The sequence below is a fragment of the Lentibacillus populi genome (assembly GCA_014642895.1).
GTDB classification, from domain to species: domain Bacteria; phylum Bacillota; class Bacilli; order Bacillales; family Amphibacillaceae; genus Lentibacillus_C; species Lentibacillus_C populi.
In genome coordinates this window covers 17977-40079 of record BMJD01000014.1, presented here as the reverse complement: position 1 = coordinate 40079, position 22103 = coordinate 17977, and the positions used below count along the sequence as shown (strand labels likewise).

Here is a 22103-nt window from a genome sequence, read left to right as displayed (position 1 = left end):
TAGGCAAGAAAGTATAAAAATCCAGGTTCTATTCCGCTCATGTCAGGGTAGGCCACGTCCGGCTCCAGCGCCCAGTGGCTAGTATGCAACACCCGCCTCCATACGACAAGTCAACATCGGTTCGGGTAAGAAGGAAGGCCGACTAAGAACGGGCTTTGCGCCCAACTCACGTCTACCCCTATGAAGGGGCATGTTTCCTTTATCTCCTACGTAGGAATGTTCGGTTAAGACCGCTGCTTTGCGCAGCAACACCGAACCACCCTGCTTGGTAGGGCGCAGCATATACGCCACTAACCGGGCGCTTACGCCTTTGTTGTCACGATATAAGAGCCACTATTTTCAACTTCAACCACATCGTTTTCATAGAGCTTGCGGCCGCGGCGGTTTTCCTTTTCACCATTTACCAAAACCCCTTGTTCCTGTAAAAATCCTTTAATCATACCGCCTGATTCAAAGATATTTGCCAGTTTTAAAAATTGGCCTAATGTAATGTAGTCCGTATGGATCTCAATTTTTTTATGCATATTCTCACCACTTTTTATTCGAGATGCAAGTACATCATTAATTTTGCCTTCTCTCTATTTTACTAAAGTTTTGACGTTAAGGAAAGGTAAGACCCTGTAATTCATTTTTATAAGTGGGCTTGTACAGGACGTGGGGGCTTTAGCAAAAGAGCCCCCTATTACTAACTCTAGAGTTTGCGACTTATCATTTGCCAATATTTTCCTTTTTTAACAGTTTGCGGCTCCTATCCGGAAGAGGATAAGAGCCGCAAACTGGGAAGTTTTAATAAGTTCTGACTGGAACGATAAGCTGCAAAATCGATTGATCATCGGTTGGGCGAATAATAAACGGCCGCATTGCCCCGGTAAACTCTATTTTTACATCATCATAATCAATGGTCTTTAACGCATCCAGCATATATTTAGCACTGAATGATATTCTCAGTTCCTCTCCTTCCAGCGATTGTACCGTGACTTCCTCGGCAACCCGCCCTATTTCCGGAGAATTACTAGTAATTTCTAAAACCTGATTACTCTTCGTCGTTAATTTTACAACATTATTCCGTTCATCTTTTGCAAGAAGTGAAGCACGGTCAATTGTATGCAAAAGATCCTTTGTATTTACGTATAAGACTGTTTTGCTTTGTTCCGGGATTAAACGGGATGTTTCCGGGTAATTACCGTCCAACAGTCGTGACAGAAAGTATAAATGCTTCGTTCGGAACAGAATTTGATTATTGGTCACATTAATTTCTACCGGTTCTTCTGTATCGGCTAAAATTTTATTGAGTTCGGTTAGGCTTTTACCCGGAACAACCACATTGGAAAATTCAATTTCCGCGTTATTTACAGGGACTTCTCTAGATGCCAGACGATGGCTGTCAGTTGCGGTAAAGCTTAAGGTATTATTTTCAAGCTTTATGTTAACACCAGTTAAAATAGGACGTGTTTCCATTGTTGATACCGCAAATACAGTTTGTCTAATTAAACTTTTAAGTATATCTGTTGGTATACTCAGACTGTTTTCCGTTTGCAATTTTGGCAGGTGTGGAAATTCCTCTGCGTCCTGGCCATTAAGATTAAATTCTGCTTTACCAGAACGAATCGTTACTTTTAAATTGGGATCAGCTTCAATTTCTACCGTTTTTTCCGGCAGCTTGCGAACAATATCGGGAAAATAGCGTGCTTGTATGACAATACTTCCTTCTTCTATGTTTTCCACATGAACGATACCAGCTTCTTCAGCGGGAATATAGGATTCAATCGAAATATCGGAATCACTTCCTGTTAACGTTATTCCATGGTGTCGTACATCAATTTTCATTCCTGTTAATATAGGAATCGCTGTTCTGGACGAGATTGCTTTCATTACATCTTGCACACTCGCAATTAATTGCTCGCGTTGAATGATAAATTTCATGAATCAAATCCTCCTAATAGGATGTAATTTATGTAGGACATTCAAAAAAGTCGGGTAAAAATGATGTATCAATCTCACTTCGTTGCTTGTTTCATCTGCCGCGAATTCCAGCGTAATGATGAAGCAGCAGACCTATGCTATTTTTACCCTTCTTTAAGAACACCCTTATATAATTATTTTTTATAAAAAAAGTAATAGTAATAATAATAGTGTCTGTGATTATGTGGATAACCAAGGTTAACAGCCGTAATTGCTAGTTATACACATGTGGATAAACTGTTGGCAATTCTGTGCTGCTATACACACTATTCACATGTTTGTAAAAGGACCTGCAGCTTAACCATTAAAATTTTCATTGATGGGTAAGAAAGTATAAGAAACAGGTACTATTCCGCTCATGTCAGGGTAGGCCGCGTCCGGCTCCAGCGCTAAAGCTGTAGTGGACAACACCGCCTCCGTACGATAAGTCAACATCGGTTCGGGTAAGAAGGATGGCCGACTAAGTACGGGCTTTGCGCCCAACTCACGTCTACCCCTATGAAGGGGCATGTTTCCTTTATCTCCTACGTAGGAATGTTCGGTTAAAACCGCCGCTCCCGGCGGCAACACCGAACCACCCTGCTTGGCAGGGCGAGAGTCCTCTAGTCGCTAAACGGGCGCCTTGCGCTTTTGTTCATGGATAATTAAAATGACTTTAGCTGCTCTTTTATTTGTTCAATTTCCCGATCAAGCAATGTATCGTTTTCCAGCAGTTTTGCTATTTTTTCGTGGGCATGGATAACGGTTGTATGATCGCGTCCCCCAAATTCTTCGCCAATTTTCGGTAAGGAAAAATCGGTCAATTCCCTGGAAAGGTACATGGCAATTTGCCGTGGAAAGGCGATCTGCTTTGTTCGCTTTTTGGCAGCGAAATCCTCCAATTTGATATTATATTTTTCCCCCACAACCTGTTGAATTTTATCGATCGTGATAATTTTCGGTTTACTGCTTGGAATGATATCCTTTAAAGCATCGGCTGCAAGTGATGCGTCAATATCCTGGTTAACCAGTGATGAATAGGCGACAACACGAATTAATGCCCCTTCAAGCTCACGGATATTCGTATCAATTTGATTGGCAATGTAGTTCATGACTTCGTTTGGAATATCAAGGCCTTCCGCTTTTGCCTTTTTATTCAAAATTGCAATTCTCGTCTCTAAATCCGGCGGTGTAATGTCTGTGATCAGTCCCCACTCAAAGCGTGAACGTAAACGATCTTCGAGTGTTGGAATTTCTTTAGGTGGACGGTCACTTGAAATAATAATTTGTTTGCTCTCCTCGTGTAATGCATTAAAAGTATGGAAAAATTCCTCTTGTGTAGATTCCTTTCCAGCGATAAATTGAATATCATCAATCAGCAGCACATCTACGTTCCGGTATTTATTACGAAAATTATTTGATTTGTTATCCATAATGGCAGTAATAAATTCATTCGTAAATTTTTCAGAAGTTATATAAACGACATTGGCGTTTTGGTTATGTTCACGTACATAGTGACCGATTGCGTGCATTAAATGGGTTTTACCGAGTCCGACACCGCCATAGATAAATAGTGGATTATATGCATTTGCTGGTTGTTCTGCAACTGCCAGTGATGCTGCATGGGCAAACCGATTTCCAGAACCAATGACAAACGTATCAAACACATAATTTGGATTCAGCATTGTTTTTGCAACATCCTGCCCCTGGTTATCTTTTGTATTTGCGACCGTTTTAGGTGCGGTATTCATTTCAGCTGTATCGGGATTTGTTTCGGGAATTATAAATTTTACTTGCAGCCTTGACCCGGTAACGTCGTATAACGCGTTGGAAATCAAGTTTGTGTATTTACTTTCCAGCCAATCCTTTGAAAATTCATTGAGCGCAGAAATAGTTAATGTATCGTCCTTAAATGAGTAGGCTTTGGTATTTTTTAGCCATGTTTCATAACTTGGTTTACTGATTTGTTCTTCGATTACCTCGAGTGTAGCCATCCACAGTTCATCGATGTTTTCCAAGCCGGTTTCACTCCTTTCAGAAAAAGTAATGATAGAAAAAGCCTCTCTCAATCTCCCAGGTTATGAAAAATGAAGATGGAAAGGCATTTTTACGTAAAAAAATCAGCTTACTATTACAAGTTGAATGGTATATGGTAAGCGTAAAAATTATCTATTATATTATGTGGATAATAAAGTATTGTTATATTTAGTTGTAACAGAAATTATCTACAATATCCACTTGTTTGTTGATAAGTGGATTAACAGAGGTGTGAACAACTATCCACAGGTTATACACAGTTTGTGGATAGATGAAACGCCAATTTGGTTTTTCCACATGTTAAAACACAAATATAATACCAAAAAAAAAGCTTATGTGCAACGGTTTTTCGACAGTTATCCACAAAAACTACCTGTTGTAGATATTTTTTATCCACACTACTATATTTTGTGATTTACTTGTCGATATGTGTTGTGGATAGAAAAAATTCGCCGAAAAAATTTAAACATGGTGCTGTGGATAAAAAAATCTTTGACCAGTTGCTTTCTGGAAAAAAATCAGCAAGTGTTTTTCCGGTTGACAGATATCGCTTGTTTTACGTATAATTAGTGAGACTGTCTGTAGGATATGTTTAAAGTTGTATTTTTAATTCCCTTGGGAGGTGCATGATAGATGAAAAGAACGTTTCAACCAAATAACCGTAAACGTAAAAAAGTACACGGCTTCCGCGCGCGTATGAGCACTAAAAATGGACGTAATGTTTTAGCTCGCCGTCGTCGTAAAGGAAGAAAAGTGTTATCAGCATAGACCACTGAAAAGAGTCAGTGGTCTTTTTTCCACTTTGTCGTAATAAATTTTTTTCCAAATAGATGTAACAGCATAAAATCAGCTGTATTATAGTCATGAATTGTTTCGTTCGTAAAGGTGATAGATATGAAAAAGGCATTTCGAATTAAAGCTAATAAAGAATTTCAGCATGTATTTAAGAAGGGGAAATCGTTTGCCAACCGCCAGCTTGTTATCTATTATTTACAGAAACAGGATCAGCATCATTTCCGGATTGGCCTATCAGTAGGGAAAAAAATAGGAAATGCCGTAACGAGAAACCGGATTAAACGATATTTGCGTCAGGCTTTTCATGAATTAGAGGAAAAAGTAAACACTGATTATGATATTGTTATTATTGCCAGACAGCCAACAAAGGAAATGGACTTTCATCAAATAAAGAAAAGTTTGGTTCATCTATTAGCAAAAGAACGATTGTTGAAAAAATAATGACTTAATTACGTTTTATATAGAATCTTATATTAATTTAATGATAAACTAATGAATAAGCTATATACATAGGTTTTTCTTGTCCAGCTACAACACGGCTATACGTTGTAGCATGAAAGTTAGGAGGAAATATTGTGCGTAAAAAGATTTTGTTGCTTGCAACCTTCATAGGATTGCTGGCATTGCTTTCTGGATGTACAAGTGTAAACGAGCCAATTACACCAGAGAGTGAAGGATTTTGGAATAAATATTTCGTATACCCGATGTCACAGTTAATTACTTATTTTGCTAATTTGTTTGACGGTAACTATGGTTTAGCGATTGTAATCGTGACCATTATTATTCGACTAGTACTGTTACCTTTAAATGTAAAACAGTTAAAGAGTTCCAAAGCAATGCAGGATATTCAGCCACAGTTAAAGGAATTACAAAAGAAATACAGTTCAAAAGATGCAAATACACAGCAAAAACTACAGCAGGAAACGATGGCATTATTCCAGAAGCATGGCGTAAATCCACTCGCTGGTTGTTTACCGATTTTTGTCCAAATGCCGGTTTTAATTGCAATTTATCATGCCATTATGCGTACGGAGGCAATTAAGGATCATGGTTTCTTATGGGTTCAATTAGGTGCACCAGATCCATACTATATTTTACCATTAATTGCTGGTGGTGCTACATTCCTGCAGCAAAAGCTAATGATGGCAGGCAGTCCGGCTGCTCAAAACCCGCAAATGATGGTGATGCTTTATGTTATGCCGATCATGATCACCGTATTTGCTCTGTTCTTCCCATCCGCATTGGCACTCTACTGGGTAGTTGGTAACATCTTTATGGTGGCACAGACGGTATTTATCCGTAAACCAATGATGAATAATAGTAATGGAGGAGACAAAAAGTGAGAGAAATAACTGCTAGTGGACAAACAGTTGATGATGCGGTCCAATCAGCATTAGAGCAGTTAAACACGACAAGGGACCACGTTGAAACAGTCATTATTGATGAAGGAAAAAAAGGACTTCTTGGTGTCTTCGGATCGAAACGGGCGGTCGTAAAAGTAACCATGAAAAAGAATCAGGTTGAACAAGCAGAACGTTTCTTAAAAGAAGTTACGAAACATATGAACGTACCTGTTGAAGTAACGACAACAGTAGACGGGAACCATGTTACCTATAATTTAACAGGTGAAAAAATAGCAATGCTGATCGGAAAACGTGGACAAACGTTAAATGCATTGCAATATTTAGTACATCTGGCATTAAATAAAGAAGGGACCCAATTTTACACAGTTACAGTGGATGCGGAAGGCTATCGTGCACGTAGGAAAGAGACCTTACAGTCATTGGCGGAAAAAATGGCTGAAAAAGCAGTGCGTCTAAATAAAAATGTTGCCCTTGAGCCAATGCCTGCATTTGAACGGAAGATTATTCATAGCGCATTACAAAATAATGGAAGCATTTCCACATATTCTGATGGGGTCGAGCCGCACAGGCATATTGTTATTAAGCCATCTTAGAAAAGCATTTTGTCGAATCAACGCAATTATAATATAATAAAATAGCTTTTATAATTTGCCTCCCGCTTTGATTATAGTGAATCAAAGCGGTTTTTTTATGACTTTAGTCAGATGAAGAGAACTTTAAGGCAGTTTTCATTGATAGGGATTCTGGGGAAGAGTATATTTATGATACTACAGAATTAAAAGCATCTGTTTGGCCAGTAATTGGTGTAATTGTTGGATTTATTGCAAAACAAGGTTTGAAGCAAGCAATTAAAAAATGGTCTAAATCAATTGTAGGTTCAATGATTAGAGCTACACCAGCAGTTGCTAAAGCTGCAGCAAAAGATTTAGGGTATTCTGCTACAAAATATATTTCACATGGACAAAAAGTGTTTAAACGTGGTAAAAAAGGTAAAGGTCCAAAATATATAACAGTAGACAAGGATGGACATAACGGTGGAGTTTGGAAAGGTGCTAGTACAGTTAAAAAATTAGGGAGTAAAAAAACTAGATCAGGCACTTATGATGCCGAATTAAAAAGAATTGGAGATTGAGTGACTTGGTAAAGTTAGATAAATTAAATATCGAGTTCGATTGTTATAAGGAAACACCTTATTTTCAAGTAAACTCAAAACAAAGAATTAGATTCGGTATGGAAGACTTAAATATTACTTTAATAAAAAAGATTATTGAAGATGTATTTAACGAAAAAGAAAATATAAGTGTTATATTTGTATCAGAATATATCGTTAATAATAAACGTTTCTCTTCAAAATCTAAAATTGGGAAAATTATAGATATAAAAAAATGGCATGAAAACATTGTTATTGATGAGGTTAGTGGTGAAGGAGCTGTGTACGTTACTATAAAAAATTTAGAAAGGTACGATATAATAAAGTATTGTTCTAAAATTTTCAAAGGTCATAATGAAGCATATATTAGTTTTTTTACTGACGAGTCCTTGGTGTACGTTAGTAGTGACGTTATTGACATTATTTCTAACAATGTTAATAAAATTACTTCATTAAAAGAAAACTACTCTGAAAAATATAATAAATACTACGATAATAACATTTGATAAAACTCATACATGAATTAATCGTTGATTTTTTCTAAAGGTGTAATGTATTGTTTTTGTGAATTTAGTATTTTGTTAACTGTTGAATTACCAATTAACAGACTAGCGAAAACTTACGAATTAATATAGAAAAGAGGCGCTTAACATTTTATAAGTGCCTCTTTAGTTTATCCTGAAATTCTGATGCCCACCATTTTTACATAAGTTTTCCAATCTGTTGACGATCTGAAAACCAATAAAGTTATTCACATGTGGACAAGACAATAAAGGATATTATAAAATTTTCCGTTGTGGATAAGTTTATTTTTGGGCATAATTGTGATATTCTATTAAGTTAGTGATGCTAAAATAAAATTTTTAATTATAGATGAAAAATGAGGTAATGATGGAGGTGAAAAGAGATGGAGAGAGATACAATTGCAGCAATTTCAACACCGATTGGGGAAGGCGCGATTTCGATAGTGAGACTAAGCGGGCCAAAAGCAATTGCGATAACGAATGAGTTATTCAGTAAAAAAGACTTGGAACAGGTTGAATCACATACGATCCATTATGGAAAAATTATTGACCCGGAAACAGGTGATATCGCTGAAGAAGTTATGGTATCAGTAATGCGGGCACCAAAAACATTTACGCGGGAAGATGTTGTTGAAATTAACTGCCATGGTGGGATGGTATCAGTAAATCGTGTATTGGAAATCATTCTTAGTAAAAATGCTCGTCTGGCGGAGCCTGGAGAATTTACAAAACGGGCATTTCTGAATGGACGGATTGATTTATCACAGGCTGAAGCGGTAATGGATCTGATTCGAGCGAAGACAGACAAAGCGATGTCTGTTGCATTAAAACAGATGGATGGACGTTTGTCAGGTCTGATAAAGCGGTTAAGACAAGAATTGCTGGAAACAGTAGCGCATGTTGAAGTGAATATTGATTATCCGGAATATGATGATGTAGAAGAAATGTCCCATCAAATGATGCGTGAAAAGACCCAAAAAGTGCATGATGAAATTGAGCGGCTCTTACAAGTTGCTAAACAGGGTAAAATTTTACGTGAAGGCCTGGCAACAGCAATTATCGGCCGCCCGAATGTAGGAAAATCATCACTGATGAATGCACTGGTTCAGGAAAATAAAGCAATCGTTACCGAAGTAGCTGGTACGACCCGTGATATCATTGAGGAATATGTTAATGTACGTGGTGTTCCATTAAAATTGGTTGATACAGCAGGAATCCGCGAAACAGAGGATATTGTTGAAAAAATTGGTGTAGAACGGTCACGAAAGGTATTAAAAGAATCGGATCTTATTTTACTTGTATTAAATTATAATGAGGAACTAATGGAAGAGGATAAAAAACTGTTTGAAGCAATTCAAGGTTTGGAATATATTGTGATTGTTAATAAAACAGATTTACCGCAAAAGCTGGACATGGATGAGGTAAATCACCTTGCAGCCGGCAGTCCGGTTATAACAGCAGCGTTAATCAAAGAAGCTGGAATTGATGAATTAGAGGCGGCAATTGCGCAAACATTTTTTGCTGGGGAAATAGACACTGGCGATGTAACTTATGTTTCAAATGTACGGCATATCCAGCTGCTTAAACAGGCAAAACAAGCGTTGGAAGATGCGATGCAAGGTTTGGAAATAGCGATGCCTTTAGATATCGTGCAAATAGATGTAACAAGAACATGGGAGTTATTAGGAGAAATAATTGGGGATACTGCTAGTGACAGTTTAATTGATCAGTTATTTTCTCAATTTTGTTTAGGAAAGTAAATTTGAAATCTAATTCATCTGGCATTGGTTAGTGAAATAAAATTTGGATGTCAGATTTAATCATAAAGGAAAGGATGAACAATTATGGTATATGATGCAGGACATTACGATACAATCGTCATCGGTGCCGGTCATGCCGGGTGTGAAGCTGGTATCGCTGCTGCCAGAATGGGTGCGAAGACATTAATGCTGACCCTTAATTTGGATATGATTGCCTTTATGCCGTGTAACCCATCACTTGGTGGACCGGCAAAAGGAATTGTGGTGCGAGAAATTGACGCCCTAGGCGGTGTCATGGCAAAAGTAATCGATAAAACGTATATTCAAATGCGTATGTTAAATACAGGAAAAGGTCCGGCTGTAAGGGCATTACGTGCACAGGCCGATAAACCGTTATATATTCGGGAAATGAAAAAGACATTAGAAAATGAGGAAAATTTAACGATCCGTCAAGGAATGGTGGACCGCTTAATTATAGAAGATGGTGTATGTAAAGGAGTATTGACCGAAACGAAGGCTGCTTATCATGCAGAAACCGTTATTATAACCACTGGTACGTTTATGCGTGGAAAAGTACTGATGGGTGATCTGGAATATGAAAGCGGCCCAAACAACCAGCGCCCGTCCATCAAGCTTTCAGAGCATTTAGAGGAACTGGGATTTGAGATCACAAGATTTAAAACTGGAACACCACCGCGTGTGAATAGCCATACAATCGATTATTCGAAAACAGAAATTCAACCTGGTGATGAAAAGCTGCAAGGATTTTCCTATGAAACGACAGAATATATTACCGATCAAATCCCTTGCTGGTTAACATATACAAATGAATTCACCCATCAGGTTATTAATGATAATCTGAGTCTTTCCGCCATGTATTCCGGAGCAAAACGTGGTACAGGGCCACGTTACTGCCCATCGATTGAAGATAAGATTGTCCGTTTTAATGATAAGTCGCGTCATCAGGTTTTCCTGGAGCCTGAAGGACGGGAAACAGAGGAAGTATATGTGCAAGGTTTGTCGACCTCATTGCCGGAATCTGTTCAGCATGAAATGGTTCGATCTGTACCGGGGCTTGAAAATGCTGAAATTATGCGTGCCGGATATGCGATTGAATATGACGCTATCGTTCCAACACAGCTTTGGCCAACACTTGAAACGAAAAAAATTCCTGGCCTGTTCACGGCTGGACAAATCAATGGGACATCTGGTTATGAAGAAGCGGCCGCACAAGGTTTGATGGCAGGAATTAATGCAGCGGCCAAGGTACTGGGCAAGGATCCGTTAATTTTAGACCGTTCACAAGCGTATATTGGCGTGTTGATTGATGACCTTGTGACAAAAGGGACAAAAGAGCCCTATCGCTTGTTAACATCCCGCGCTGAATATCGTCTGTTATTACGCCACGATAATGCCGATTTAAGGTTAACGGAAACAGGCTATAAACTTGGATTAATTACCAAGGAACGATATGAGAAATATGTCGAGAAAAATCGGTTAGTGGAGCAGGAAAAAAATCGTTTAAGAAAAATAATCATTAAACCTGAAGAAAATGTGCAAGCTTTGTTGAAAGATGTAAATGCTACACCACTGAAAGAAGCTGTAAAAGCATCTGATTTACTAAAACGGCCGGAAATAACGTATGGGATGATAGAACGTGTCATAGAACCGGATAATACGCTGCCATCAGATGTGAAGGAACAGGTAGGAATTCAAATCATGTATGAGGGCTATATTAAAAAGGCAAATGAACAAGTAGAACGTATGCTTAAAATGGAAGATAAAAAAATTCCGGAAAATCTTGACTATGATGACGTGAATGGGATTGCTACGGAAGCAAGACAAAAACTAAAAAAGGTACGTCCACTTTCCGTTGGTCAAGCTTCCAGAATTTCCGGTGTCAACCCATCCGACGTGTCTATTTTACTCATTTATATTGAGCAGGGTAAAATAGCCCGGGTAGCTAATTAAATACAAGGAGACCCCATTATGAATCCAGAACAATTTGTTACAGAATTACAAAAAAAAGGTATTGAACTTAATAAAGCGCAAATCAATCAATTTTCCGTTTATTTCAAGATCTTAGTTGAATGGAATGAAAAAATTAACTTAACGGCGTTAACATCTGAACAGGATGTCTATTTAAAGCATTTTTTTGATTCCATTTCTGCTGCCTTTTACGAGGACTTTACAGAGGAACTGCATATTTGTGATGTGGGTGCTGGTGCTGGATTCCCAAGCATCCCACTCAAAATATGTTTTCCAGCATTAAAGGTGACAATTATCGATTCATTACAAAAGCGGATTGGGTTTCTTAACCATTTGGCAACAGAACTTGATCTAACAGACGTTGCATTCTACCATGATCGCGCTGAAAATGTTGGGAAAAACGCAAAATTCAGGGAGGCCTTTGATATTGTAATGGCACGAGCTGTGGCTAGAATGTCAGTTTTAAGTGAATTATGTTTACCGTTATGCAAAAAAAGCGGCGTATTTATCGCGATGAAGGGTTCACAAGCGAATGAGGAATTAAGTGATGCCGAGACAGCCATTGAGCTGTTGGGTGGACATACGAAAAAGGTACATACATTTTCGCTGCCGGAAGAAAACAGCGAGCGATCGATTGTGATAATTGATAAAAAACGAAAAACACCTTCCAAGTATCCCAGAAAAGCAGGGGTGCCAAATAAAAAACCGTTGTCCTAATTTGTATTGGAACTGATAATGCGAGTTCAAAAGTGGCTGCTTATCATTTGCTGACCTTTTGAACATCCCTGATAATAAATTTTTAGCTCCCCCATACTTTTCTAGTCCTATCTATGGTAGAATATGATCAGGAATAGTAATAGTTTACAAGTGCGGTGAATTTACAATATGTTAGCGCATTATTATTTTCTTTTTTATTATATTAAATTTCTCTACACTATTGCTAAAAATGTTTCACGTGAAACATTTCTATAGTTTTGCCGCTTTGTATTTAATTTGTGTTTAAGAAGACGATAAAAAGGAATGAGGTCGGTTAAATTTGAAATGTTCTGTTGTAATGCTGACTCTAGAACGTCCTGTACATCGAAGTTCGAGGCAAAGTGACAAGCCAGCTGGAATCATTGATGTCCTTTTTACCGGACTTTTTGAACATCTTCTATCAGTAAAGTTTTAGACTAAAGGTGGTGTCTGATAATGTTGCAGCCTTTTAACCGTATCTTTGGGTTGGGAGAAAAAACAGATCCGGAAACAGGGGAAGAGACGTATCAACCGGATGAAGTAATTCAAATCCCGGTTAAAAATATAGAACCAAACCGATTTCAACCCAGATCCATATTTAATGAAGAAAAAATAAAGGAATTAGCGCAAACGATACATACACATGGAATGATCCAGCCGATTGTTGTCAGAAAGATAGATGATGAATCCTATGAACTGATTGCTGGTGAACGACGATGGCGTGCTGTTCAATTATTGGAATGGGAAAAGGCACCTGTTATCATTCGGGAAATGACGGATGCAGAAACAGCTTCTGTTGCATTGATTGAGAACTTGCAGCGTGAAGAACTGACAGTAATTGAGGAAGCCTCCGCATATGCAAAACTATTGGAGCTTCACTCATTAACTCAAGAGGCTTTGGCACAACGGTTAGGGAAAAACCAATCGACAATTGCAAACAAATTACGATTGTTAAAATTGCCGGAAAGTGTACAGTACGCTTTGTTGGAGAAAACGATAACGGAACGGCATGCAAGAGCATTGATTAAGCTTAAGGAACCCGAAAAACAGGAGAAAATTTTACAGGAAATTTTAGAAAAAGATTTAAATGTGAAACAGACAGAAGAACGAATTACTAAACTTGAGGACACGAAAGAAGATAAGAAAAAGAAGCGTCCAAAATTAAAAGGTGTAAATAAGGATATCCGAATTGCCATGAACACCATTCGTCAGTCATTAAATATGGTCTCCGACACAGGTATCAATGTGGAAACAGATGAAAAGGATTTGGATGAATACTATCAGATCACAATTAAGATCCCGAAAAAGAAATAAAGGATGTATAAAAAAATACTTAATCTACCCATCTATTTTTGATGGGTATTTTAGGTTATTTTTTTGCAGCCTCCTAAATTACTTTTTGCTAACAAAGTAAAAAAATTAGTTCTTTCTATTAAAAAGATGATAAAATGAAAAGTATAGAGTTTTTTTAGGTGGGTGACAACATGGGTAAAATAATCGCCATAGCAAATCAAAAGGGTGGCGTTGGAAAAACAACATCATCGGTCAACTTAAGTGCTTGTCTGGCGTATTTGGATAAAAAAGTATTGCTTGTTGACATTGACCCACAAGGTAATGCTACAAGTGGAGTCGGAATTAATAAAGCTGACATGGATCAATGTGTTTACAATGTACTTGTTGAGGATTTACCTGCCGAGGAAGTTTGTGTTGCTACTAATGTTGAAAACATGGACATTATACCTGCTACCATTCAGCTGGCAGGGGCAGAAATTGAATTGGTACCAACGATATCACGTGAAATTCGTTTAAAGAAAGCATTAGATAGTCTTAAAGATAAGTATGATTATATTATTATCGACTGTCCGCCATCATTAGGACTATTAACGATCAATGCACTGACTTCTTCTGATACGGTATTGATTCCTGTGCAATGTGAATATTATGCACTTGAGGGACTTAGTCAACTGTTGAATACAATTCGTTTGGTACAAAAACACTTGAATAAACAGTTAATGATTGAAGGCGTACTGCTAACAATGCTGGATGCACGGACAAACCTGGGTATTCAAGTTATCGAAGAGGTGAAAAAGTATTTCCAGAATAAAGTTTATAAATCTGTCATTCCAAGGAATATCCGTCTAGGCGAAGCTCCTAGTCACGGTCAACCGATCATTACGTATGATCCAAAGTCAAGAGGTGCTGAAGTATATCTTGAATTAGCGAAGGAAGTGATGAATAGTGGCGAGAGGGTTAGGTAAAGGTATTAATGCATTTTTCCCTGAGATAGAGGAAAAGGATGAAGCCAACATTCAAAAAGTCTCGATTAATGAATGCAGACCAAATCCTTATCAACCTAGAAAGACATTTCATGCAGATGCGATTGAGGAATTAAAGGAATCTATTCTTCAATATGGTATTATTCAGCCGCTAATTGTTCGGGAAAGCATTAAAGGGTACGAAATTGTTGTTGGCGAACGACGGTTTAGAGCAGCAAAGGAAGCAGGATTAGAAACGATTCCTGTTATTGTTAAGGAATTAACCGATGAAAAAATGATGGAGCTTGCCTTGCTGGAAAATTTGCAGCGTGAAGATTTAACACCAATTGAGGAAGCGCATGCTTACGCTAATTTAATGAATGAATTACACATAACTCAGGAGGTTTTATCACAACGACTAGGGAAAAGCAGATCCCATATAGCCAATATTGTTCGATTGCTGTCATTACCAGATCAAGTTATTGCTTACATTAATAATGGCGAGCTTTCGATGGGGCATGGTCGAGCTTTATTGGGCTTGAAGGATAAAAGTAAACTTATTCCATTCGTAAATAAAATTCGCAAAGAAAAATTGAATGTCCGGCAAGTGGAACAACTAATTGTTCAATTAAATAAACAGCCGGGCAAGAAAAAGGAAAAGCCGAAAAAAGATATTTTTATACTGGAACGAGAATCTATGTTACGCGATAGATTTGGTACATCCGTTAAGATTCAACGAGGCAAACGAAAAGGGAAAATAGAAATTGAATTTTATTCGGATGAAGATTTAGAGAGAATTATCGAATCACTGGAAGATTAATTTAAATAACTGGAAGACTGACTAAGTACTAGAATGGCTAACGTCAGTCTTTTTTCTATCACTAATGTAAGGGGGAAACGGACATGATATATTTTGATCAGGCTGCATCATCCTTTCCAAAACCACCAGAAGTAATCGAGGCAATGGTAAAAGTTATGAATGAATTTGGGGCGAACCCTGGCAGGGGAGGACATGTACTAGCAAGAAGAGCTGCCAAAGTAATCAGTCAAACACGGATAAAAGCAGCCGAATTATTTGGCTGCAGCAATCCGAAAAAAACACTTTTCTATCCGAATGCTACAGTAGCACTAAATCAGGCAATAAAGGGATTGCCATGGCAAAAAGGCGATCATATTATTTCAACTTCATTCGAGCATAATTCTATCCGCCGACCGCTTGAGTACATAAAAAACAAATATGGTGTCAGCGTTACGTATATCGAATGGAAAGGGAATGAAACTGCTTTTATTCAAGATATTGCAAATGCAGTACAACCGGAGACGAAATTAGTCGCCATGACACATGCGTCCAATGTTACAGGAACATTAATGCCGCTTGATAAAATTATCGAATTGGCAAAACGACATCGTCTATTAACATTAGTTGATGCTTCACAAACAGCTGGGCATCTGACAATAAATATGAAACAGCAGGGAATAGATATGCTTGCTTTTCCAGGGCATAAAGGATTGTTAGGCCCACAGGGGACCGGCATGCTGCTTGTTGAAAGTGACATGGATTTAGAACCTATTCATCATGGCGGAACAGGCAGCTTTTCAGAAAACCCAAATCAGCCTGATCAGTGGCCGGAGCGATTGGAGAGTGGTACATTAAATACGCCGGGGATAGCCGGACTTTATGCAGCTTTTTGTGTCTATGAGCAAAGGAAAAATGAAAATGTTCCACGTGAAACATTGCTGACAAAACAGTTGTATCGAGGATTGCAAGAAATTCCCGAAGTTAAGTGCTATGGTCCGAATGAAGGTGAGCAACGAATGCCGATAGTAGCCTTTAATATTATGAACGTGGATTCACAAGAAATTGCGATGATTCTTGATTCACATTATGATATTGCTGTGCGGGCGGGCTTACATTGCAGTCCGCTAACCCATGAAATGTTAAAAACAACAGACCAGGGGTTAGTAAGAGCAAGTCTCGGTATTTACAATACAGAAGAAGAAGTAAAGGCGTTTCTTCAGGCAATAACGGAAATAACAGCGGCTTATAATGAAACTTAATTACAATTGGAGATGTAGCAATGGCTTTATTTGGAACAATAGTAAATGGTATATGTATCATTGCAGGAAGTTTAATTGGTCTGTTTTTCACAAAGATACCGGAACGTTATAAAGAAACAGTTATGCATGGAATAGGACTTGCTGTTATTTTAATTGGTTTGCAAATGGCCTTACAGGTGGATAATATTGTGATTGTCTTATTAAGTCTATTAAGTGGTGCAATAATTGGAGAATTTATTCATGTTGAAGAAGGTCTGAATCGTTTAGGTGGATGGATTGGCAGCAAGTTTACGACAAAAGATGACAATTTTAGTGTGGCACAGGGCTTTGTCACAGCATCGCTTATTTTTGTCATTGGGGCAATGTCGGTAATTGGCGCGCTAGACAGTGGAATAAGAGGGGACCATGAAATATTAATCACAAAGGGCATCATTGATGGATTTGTGGCACTTGTGTTAACAACAACATTAGGATTTGGAGTTATTTTTTCCGTGTTGCCTGTCGTTATTTATCAAGGTTCGATTGCACTCCTGGCAACCCAAATAGAAAATTGGCTGCCGAAGCCGTTTTTAGATGGCTTTATTACTGAGCTTACAGCAGTAGGCGGATTGATGATTGTTGCTATTGGCTTAAATTTATTAAAATTAACCAGTATTCGAATTGGAAATTTGTTGCCTTCCATCATAACGGTGGGTTTAGTTTATTATATTTATCAGCTTTTTTAAGTTTTCAAAAAGATGTTCAAAAAGACTGTCGCAAACTGTAAGATCGTATTGTTTGCGACAGTCTTTTTGTTTTAAGTAAAGAAGTATAAAAATTTAGGCTCTATTCTGCTTACGTCAGAGTTGGCCATGTCCAGCTCCAGCGCCCAGCAACTAGCAAACTTCACACTCCTTCACTACGATAAGTCAACATCGGTTCGCTTCCAGCTCACCGTGTTTCCTTTATCTCATTGCGGAGTGCTCCAGTTTGTACGTTGCTAAACGGGCGCTTACGCTTTTCTAATCCAAGAAAAAATGTATATTGATCCTATATATCAGCGGTTGATGGTGCAATATTTCTAGGGGAAATAACCGCTGGAAGTGTTTGGCCGTATGTTAACCGTTGATCGATCTGGTCTAATATGGCAGCAATTTTTTTGGCCATTTCTACGACAATTGATAATCTGGTATTTTGCAATATCGAATATTCCATGAATCCACTAATATTTACAACACCAGTGATATGAATATCCCCTATCGGCGGCAGCGGTTTATTTAATGCGGCACCGGGTTTTATTGACCCGATTCCGGTAATAAGGGAACCAACCGAATTGCTTTTCCCTAAACAGGCATCAACCGCAATGATAAATGGTTTATGGTGTTTTCGTTTAATAAGCTGTACATAGCTTGCCAAATTGGTAGCGTGAACTGGTTCATTTAATGTTCCATAGACACTCATATGTTTTGGTTTTAATTCTGTAAAAAAGGTACCGATTAACGGGCCAAGCGCATCACCAGTCGAACGATCTGTACCGATACAAACAACGACATATTCCTGCGGGATTGCCGGAAGCCATGAGATAAGTTTTTCACACATTATTTCGAGCAGGTCGGGATCTGTATAGGCCATCTTGAAAACTTCATTTTTTACTGTAAAACGCTTTTTTAGATTCATAGCTTATCCTCCACAAACATATTGGTATTAGTATACGGATTTAAAGAATGAAGTATACATATATACTACAATTATTGGAGGAAATGAAATGCTCAGAGCTGGTCTGAAGTGGATGTTTTTGATTATTGGAACAACGATTGGTGCCGGATATGCTTCGGGAAGGGAATTATGGCAGTTTTTTGGTCATGAAAGCGGACTGGCTATTCTTTTGTTTGCGGTATTTTTTACTATCTCAATATATGTGATCTTAAATTTAAGCTTTCAGCGAAAGTCTACCGATTATTTGCCAATACTCCGTGATATTGTTGGCAGGAAGCTAACGGGAGTTTACGATATCATGATTTTTCTTTATTTGTGTACGACAACAGTTGTCATGATCGCCGGCAGTGGTGCGACCGGACAAGCATTTAATTTCTCATATTGGTGGGGAGTCTTTTTCATTGTTATTGTCCTTATTCTGTTATTCTTAAAAGATATCAATGGAATTTTATCGATAAACCAGCTTATTTTACCGTTATTACTAGGTGGCTTGTTATATATTTTGCTTTTGTTTACATTTGATCAGGAGCTTTCCCTTTTTGCCCATTGGCATGAACAACGGAACTGGACGGCTGCTTTTCCATTTACGGCCTTGAATATTTTGCCATTGATCGCTGTGCTTGGAGCAATTGGAAATAAAATCCATTCAAAGGGAGAGATTTGGATCGCCTGTATAGGAAGTGGAGCGATTTTAGGAGTCATTTCTTATGTTTATAACAATAGTTTAATTCAGATTGCCGATGAGCTGCTTTTGTATGAAATTCCATTGTTTGCGATTCTGAAACACTATCCATTTGCAATGCTCGTTTTTATGTCGATTCTTCTCTGGTTTGCTATCTTTACAACGGCTGCTGCAGGGATAATGGGAATTGTAACCAGATTAAAGAAATACGTGAATATACCATTATGGTTACTGGTTATGGTGATCCTGCTTATTATGGTTCCTTTAACTACATTGGGCTTTTCCACACTGATCACGTATATTTATCCAATTTATGGCTTACTTAACTTGTATGTATTGACACGCCTGCTTTTATACCCTATTTGGAATAAAGTGGATAAAAGGGTGTGATGTAACTTGTTCATTTCTTTCCATATCCTTTATATTGTTGTAAACTTTATTCATAGATGGAATAACATCCATTATGAATTTGCAGGTTTTGGGGGTATCAACTTGAAGGAGCTTAATGATTTTTGGGATTACATAACTGGCGCAGATTTGTGGTTAGCAATTGCTGAGGCAGTGTATAATGTTGTGTTAATTGTTGTGGTATCGATGATTATTGTTCGAGTTGGCAAAAAGATCATTGATCGCCTATTCAAAAACAAACAACGTGGCCCATTTAAGATAACCGAACGTAGAGAAACAACACTTAAAAAGCTAGTTCAAAACATGCTAACCTATACAGTCTACTTTGCTGCACTTATTATGATATTGGACAATGTATTTAAACTAAATGTAGGAGCCCTATTAGCAGGCGCTGGTGTTGCAGGGCTGGCAATTGGGTTTGGTGCCCAAAATCTGGTACGGGATATTATTTCCGGTTTCTTCATTATTTTCGAAGACCAATTTTCAGTAGGTGATTATGTTATTACATCCAATGCGGAAGGGACCGTCGAAGAAATTGGGATTCGAACAACGAAAATCGTGAGCTGGACAGGTGAACAGCACGTAATTCCAAATGGCAATATTACACAGGTTACCAATTATTCCGTTCATAATGGTTTGGCGGTTGTTGATATAAATGTACCGTATGAAAGTGACATACCGGCTGCTGAACGAATAATTGAAGAGGTTATTGAGAATTTGCCTGGAAAATATGAAGAAATTGTTGCGACACCGACAATTCACGGTATTCAGGCTTTAGAGACGTCCCATTACGTTATTCGTGTTATTGCTGAAACGCTGCCAGTATACCAATGGGCAGGGGCGCGAATTATCCGTAAAGAAGTGAAAGAAAGACTATATAAAGAAGGTATTGAAATTCCAGCACCAAGGCTCGTCATGTATACCCGTCATGAAACTCCTACTGCATTAGAAGGTGAAGGAGAACAACGACGGCTGCGGGAAGGCGATCAAGAATAGGAGAAAGGAAGGTTTCACGTATGGTGGATAAGGAGTTTGGTTTATATGATATTGTGCAAATGAAAAAACAGCATCCGTGCGGGGAGAACCGCTGGAAGATTATTCGCATGGGGATGGATATTCGGATCAAATGTCTCGGTTGTGACCATAGTGTGATGATTCCGCGAAAAGAATTTACCAAGAAGCTGAAGAAGGTATTGGAAAAAGCAGCGGAATAAAAACATGTAAAATTAATTTTTTTCCTTAGAAATGGCATTTTACGTAGGTTAGCGAAGTAGAAAATTGAATTTTGTATTACATGCAGGCAAAAATGGGCATCTTGGAATGCCTATTTTTGCTTTTTGATAACTTGTCAATTTACAGGCTTGTACTTATAATTGGTATATCGAACGCGTTCATGGAATGGAATCCTTAAGGAGTGAAAGTTGAATGTCTTTAACAGCAGGAATTGTCGGACTTCCAAACGTAGGGAAATCTACGTTATTTAATGCAATTACGCAGGCGGGAGCAGAAGCAGCTAATTATCCGTTTGCAACGATCGACCCGAATGTTGGAATTGTCGAAGTTCCAGACGATCGCTTAAATAAATTAACAGAATTAGTGAATCCGAAAAAGACTGTACCGACTGCATTTGAATTTACTGATATTGCAGGTATTGTGAAAGGTGCAAGTAAAGGAGAAGGTTTGGGAAATCAATTTTTATCCCACATTCGCCAGGTTGATGCGATTTGTCAGGTTGTCCGTTGTTTTGAAGATGAAAATATTACCCATGTATCAGGTAAAGTCGATCCAATCGATGATATTGAAATTATTAATCTCGAGCTGATTTTAGCTGATTTGGAAACAGTTAATAAACGATATCAACGGGTGGAAAAACTGGCAAGGCAGAAGGACAAGAATGCTGTTCTTGAATATGAGGTGCTTAGCAAATTAAAGACGGCGTTTGAAGAGGAAATACCTGCACGTGCCTTGGAATTCAATGATGAACAGTGGAACATTGTCAAAGGTCTTCATCTATTAACAAGTAAACCAACGTTGTATGTTGCCAATGTAAAGGAAGATGAAGTTGCCGACCCCGGGATAAATGAAAATGTGCAAAAGGTTAAAGATTACGCGGCAAGTGAAAATGCCGAGGTGATTGTGGTTTGCGCCAAAATTGAAGAAGAAATTGCCGAGCTTGATCAGGATGAAAAGGAAATGTTTCTTGAGGAATTGGGTATTCGGGAATCAGGCCTTGATAAGCTCATTAAGGCCTCGTACAGCCTGTTAGGGCTTGCGACATACTTTACAGCGGGTGAACAGGAAGTAAAGGCATGGACATTCCGGAAAGGCATTAAAGCACCACAAGCAGCTGGAATCATTCATACTGATTTTGAACGAGGGTTTATTCGCGCAGAAACAGTTTCCTACGATGATCTGATTGCTGCAGGGTCAATGGCACAAGCTCGTGAAAATGGAAAAGTCCGATTGGAAGGAAAGGATTATGTTGTGCAGGACGGGGATGTTATTCATTTCCGGTTTAATGTATGATACCGGGGGTCGGAGATCAGAAGCCAGAGGTCAGATGCTGGAAGTAAGATATTAGATAACGTATAATTTGGATTCTCTCGAAAAGTTGTTTTTTACGGTTTTGTTTGCTATAATACACTATTGTGAGTAATTACTGAAGATTACTCCTTGCTCTTATTGAGAAAAGTGCAGGATAGACTTGTGC

General features: G+C 38.3%; 21 protein-coding genes and 1 pseudogene. 18 read left to right on the top strand and 4 right to left on the bottom strand.

Translation table 11 applies throughout. From position 1 onward, the window contains the following. Positions 1-302: 302 nt before the first annotated feature. The 3 genes from yaaA to dnaA form a co-directional block, all read right to left on the bottom strand. Complete coding sequence (gene yaaA, locus IEX12_RS10465) at positions 303-524, bottom strand: S4 domain-containing protein YaaA (protein ID WP_088051705.1); 222 nt, start codon at positions 522-524, stop codon at positions 303-305. Between the two features lie 262 nt (positions 525-786). Then, positions 787-1923, bottom strand: a complete 1137-nt coding sequence (gene dnaN, locus IEX12_RS10460) for a DNA polymerase III subunit beta (RefSeq protein ID WP_088051704.1) — start codon at positions 1921-1923, stop codon at positions 787-789. A gap of 683 nt (positions 1924-2606) precedes the next feature. After that, positions 2607-3959 (bottom strand): chromosomal replication initiator protein DnaA, encoded by a 1353-nt coding sequence (dnaA, locus tag IEX12_RS10455; protein WP_088051702.1) that lies wholly within the window; start codon positions 3957-3959, stop codon positions 2607-2609. Positions 3960-4611: 652 nt separating this feature from the next. Here dnaA and rpmH point away from each other — a divergent pair. From rpmH to IEX12_RS10385, 14 genes and pseudogenes are all read left to right on the top strand, one after another. Beyond that, entirely contained in the window at positions 4612-4746 is a 135-nt protein-coding gene (rpmH, locus tag IEX12_RS10450; RefSeq protein WP_011067894.1) for a 50S ribosomal protein L34, read from the top strand. Between the two features lie 126 nt (positions 4747-4872). Beyond that, positions 4873-5214: a ribonuclease P protein component gene (gene rnpA / locus IEX12_RS10445; protein ID WP_088051700.1), complete on the top strand. Its 342-nt coding sequence runs from the start codon at positions 4873-4875 to the stop codon at positions 5212-5214. Between the two features lie 134 nt (positions 5215-5348). Beyond that, the gene (gene spoIIIJ / locus IEX12_RS10440) at positions 5349-6116 is read left to right on the top strand and encodes a YidC family membrane integrase SpoIIIJ (RefSeq protein WP_088051699.1); all 768 of its coding nucleotides are present in this window, start codon (positions 5349-5351) and stop codon (positions 6114-6116) included. Beyond that, positions 6113-6730, top strand: a complete 618-nt coding sequence (gene jag / locus IEX12_RS10435) for an RNA-binding cell elongation regulator Jag/EloR (protein WP_088051698.1) — start codon at positions 6113-6115, stop codon at positions 6728-6730. Before spoIIIJ ends, jag begins: the two co-directional genes overlap by 4 nt. A 107-nt stretch (positions 6731-6837) precedes the next feature. Further along, a pseudogene (locus tag IEX12_RS10430) lies at positions 6838-7269 on the top strand (SAR2788 family putative toxin); the annotation flags it as partial. Positions 7270-7274: 5 nt separating this feature from the next. Further along, positions 7275-7793, top strand: a complete 519-nt coding sequence (locus IEX12_RS10425) for a hypothetical protein (protein WP_088051696.1) — start codon at positions 7275-7277, stop codon at positions 7791-7793. A 401-nt stretch (positions 7794-8194) separates the two neighbouring features. Then, on the top strand, positions 8195-9571 hold the full coding sequence (gene mnmE, locus IEX12_RS10420; protein WP_088051695.1) for a tRNA uridine-5-carboxymethylaminomethyl(34) synthesis GTPase MnmE: 1377 nt from the start codon (positions 8195-8197) through the stop codon (positions 9569-9571). 84 nt (positions 9572-9655) lie between these two features. Continuing rightward, the gene (gene mnmG, locus IEX12_RS10415; protein ID WP_088051694.1) at positions 9656-11542 is read left to right on the top strand and encodes a tRNA uridine-5-carboxymethylaminomethyl(34) synthesis enzyme MnmG; all 1887 of its coding nucleotides are present in this window, start codon (positions 9656-9658) and stop codon (positions 11540-11542) included. Between the two features lie 18 nt (positions 11543-11560). After that, positions 11561-12277, top strand: coding sequence for a 16S rRNA (guanine(527)-N(7))-methyltransferase RsmG (gene rsmG, locus IEX12_RS10410; RefSeq protein WP_088051693.1), 717 nt, complete (start codon positions 11561-11563; stop codon positions 12275-12277). Positions 12278-12751: 474 nt separating this feature from the next. After that, on the top strand, positions 12752-13609 hold the full coding sequence (noc, locus tag IEX12_RS10405; protein ID WP_088051692.1) for a nucleoid occlusion protein: 858 nt from the start codon (positions 12752-12754) through the stop codon (positions 13607-13609). A gap of 170 nt (positions 13610-13779) precedes the next feature. After that, entirely contained in the window at positions 13780-14553 is a 774-nt protein-coding gene (locus IEX12_RS10400) for a ParA family protein (protein WP_188725106.1), read from the top strand. Continuing rightward, positions 14534-15370 carry a ParB/RepB/Spo0J family partition protein gene (locus IEX12_RS10395; protein WP_102416243.1) on the top strand — a complete coding sequence of 279 codons (837 nt, stop codon included), beginning with the start codon at positions 14534-14536 and terminating at the stop codon, positions 15368-15370. Before IEX12_RS10400 ends, IEX12_RS10395 begins: the two co-directional genes overlap by 20 nt. A gap of 83 nt (positions 15371-15453) precedes the next feature. Beyond that, on the top strand, positions 15454-16608 hold the full coding sequence (locus IEX12_RS10390; protein WP_188725105.1) for an aminotransferase class V-fold PLP-dependent enzyme: 1155 nt from the start codon (positions 15454-15456) through the stop codon (positions 16606-16608). 20 nt (positions 16609-16628) lie between these two features. Then, a complete protein-coding gene (locus tag IEX12_RS10385; RefSeq protein ID WP_088051688.1) occupies positions 16629-17333 on the top strand; it encodes a DUF554 domain-containing protein in 705 nt (234 codons plus the stop codon). Between the two features lie 304 nt (positions 17334-17637). Here the strand turns inward: IEX12_RS10385 and yyaC are convergent, their stop codons facing one another. Next, entirely contained in the window at positions 17638-18264 is a 627-nt protein-coding gene (gene yyaC, locus IEX12_RS10380) for a spore protease YyaC (RefSeq protein ID WP_088051687.1), read from the bottom strand. Between the two features lie 88 nt (positions 18265-18352). Here yyaC and IEX12_RS10375 point away from each other — a divergent pair, with 88 nt between their 5' ends. The 4 genes from IEX12_RS10375 (at position 18353) to ychF (ending at position 21919) form a co-directional block, all read left to right on the top strand. Further along, complete coding sequence (locus IEX12_RS10375; protein WP_188725104.1) at positions 18353-19375, top strand: YkvI family membrane protein; 1023 nt, start codon at positions 18353-18355, stop codon at positions 19373-19375. A 102-nt stretch (positions 19376-19477) separates the two neighbouring features. Continuing rightward, positions 19478-20389: a mechanosensitive ion channel family protein gene (locus IEX12_RS10370; RefSeq protein ID WP_235000431.1), complete on the top strand. Its 912-nt coding sequence runs from the start codon at positions 19478-19480 to the stop codon at positions 20387-20389. Between the two features lie 20 nt (positions 20390-20409). Next, complete coding sequence (locus IEX12_RS10365) at positions 20410-20607, top strand: DUF951 domain-containing protein (protein WP_088051685.1); 198 nt, start codon at positions 20410-20412, stop codon at positions 20605-20607. Between the two features lie 211 nt (positions 20608-20818). Further along, positions 20819-21919 (top strand): redox-regulated ATPase YchF, encoded by a 1101-nt coding sequence (gene ychF / locus IEX12_RS10360; RefSeq protein ID WP_088051684.1) that lies wholly within the window; start codon positions 20819-20821, stop codon positions 21917-21919. The last annotated feature ends 184 nt before the right edge of the window (positions 21920-22103 follow it).

Bases quoted from the DNA above. Each gene is read 5' to 3' on its own strand.
- yaaA (WP_088051705.1), bottom strand. From the start codon at position 524: ATGCATAAAAAAATTGAGATCCATACGGACTACATTACATTAGGCCAA.
- dnaN (WP_088051704.1), bottom strand. From the start codon at position 1,923: ATGAAATTTATCATTCAACGCGAGCAATTAATTGCGAGTGTGCAAGAT.
- rpmH (WP_011067894.1), top strand. From the start codon at position 4,612: ATGAAAAGAACGTTTCAACCAAATAACCGTAAACGTAAAAAAGTACAC.
- rnpA (WP_088051700.1), top strand. From the start codon at position 4,873: ATGAAAAAGGCATTTCGAATTAAAGCTAATAAAGAATTTCAGCATGTA.
- mnmE (WP_088051695.1), top strand. From the start codon at position 8,195: ATGGAGAGAGATACAATTGCAGCAATTTCAACACCGATTGGGGAAGGC.
- mnmG (WP_088051694.1), top strand. From the start codon at position 9,656: ATGGTATATGATGCAGGACATTACGATACAATCGTCATCGGTGCCGGT.
- rsmG (WP_088051693.1), top strand. From the start codon at position 11,561: ATGAATCCAGAACAATTTGTTACAGAATTACAAAAAAAAGGTATTGAA.
- noc (WP_088051692.1), top strand. From the start codon at position 12,752: ATGTTGCAGCCTTTTAACCGTATCTTTGGGTTGGGAGAAAAAACAGAT.
- IEX12_RS10400 (WP_188725106.1), top strand. From the start codon at position 13,780: ATGGGTAAAATAATCGCCATAGCAAATCAAAAGGGTGGCGTTGGAAAA.
- IEX12_RS10390 (WP_188725105.1), top strand. From the start codon at position 15,454: ATGATATATTTTGATCAGGCTGCATCATCCTTTCCAAAACCACCAGAA.
- IEX12_RS10385 (WP_088051688.1), top strand. From the start codon at position 16,629: ATGGCTTTATTTGGAACAATAGTAAATGGTATATGTATCATTGCAGGA.
- yyaC (WP_088051687.1), bottom strand. From the start codon at position 18,264: ATGAATCTAAAAAAGCGTTTTACAGTAAAAAATGAAGTTTTCAAGATG.
- IEX12_RS10375 (WP_188725104.1), top strand. From the start codon at position 18,353: ATGCTCAGAGCTGGTCTGAAGTGGATGTTTTTGATTATTGGAACAACG.
- IEX12_RS10365 (WP_088051685.1), top strand. From the start codon at position 20,410: ATGGTGGATAAGGAGTTTGGTTTATATGATATTGTGCAAATGAAAAAA.
- ychF (WP_088051684.1), top strand. From the start codon at position 20,819: ATGTCTTTAACAGCAGGAATTGTCGGACTTCCAAACGTAGGGAAATCT.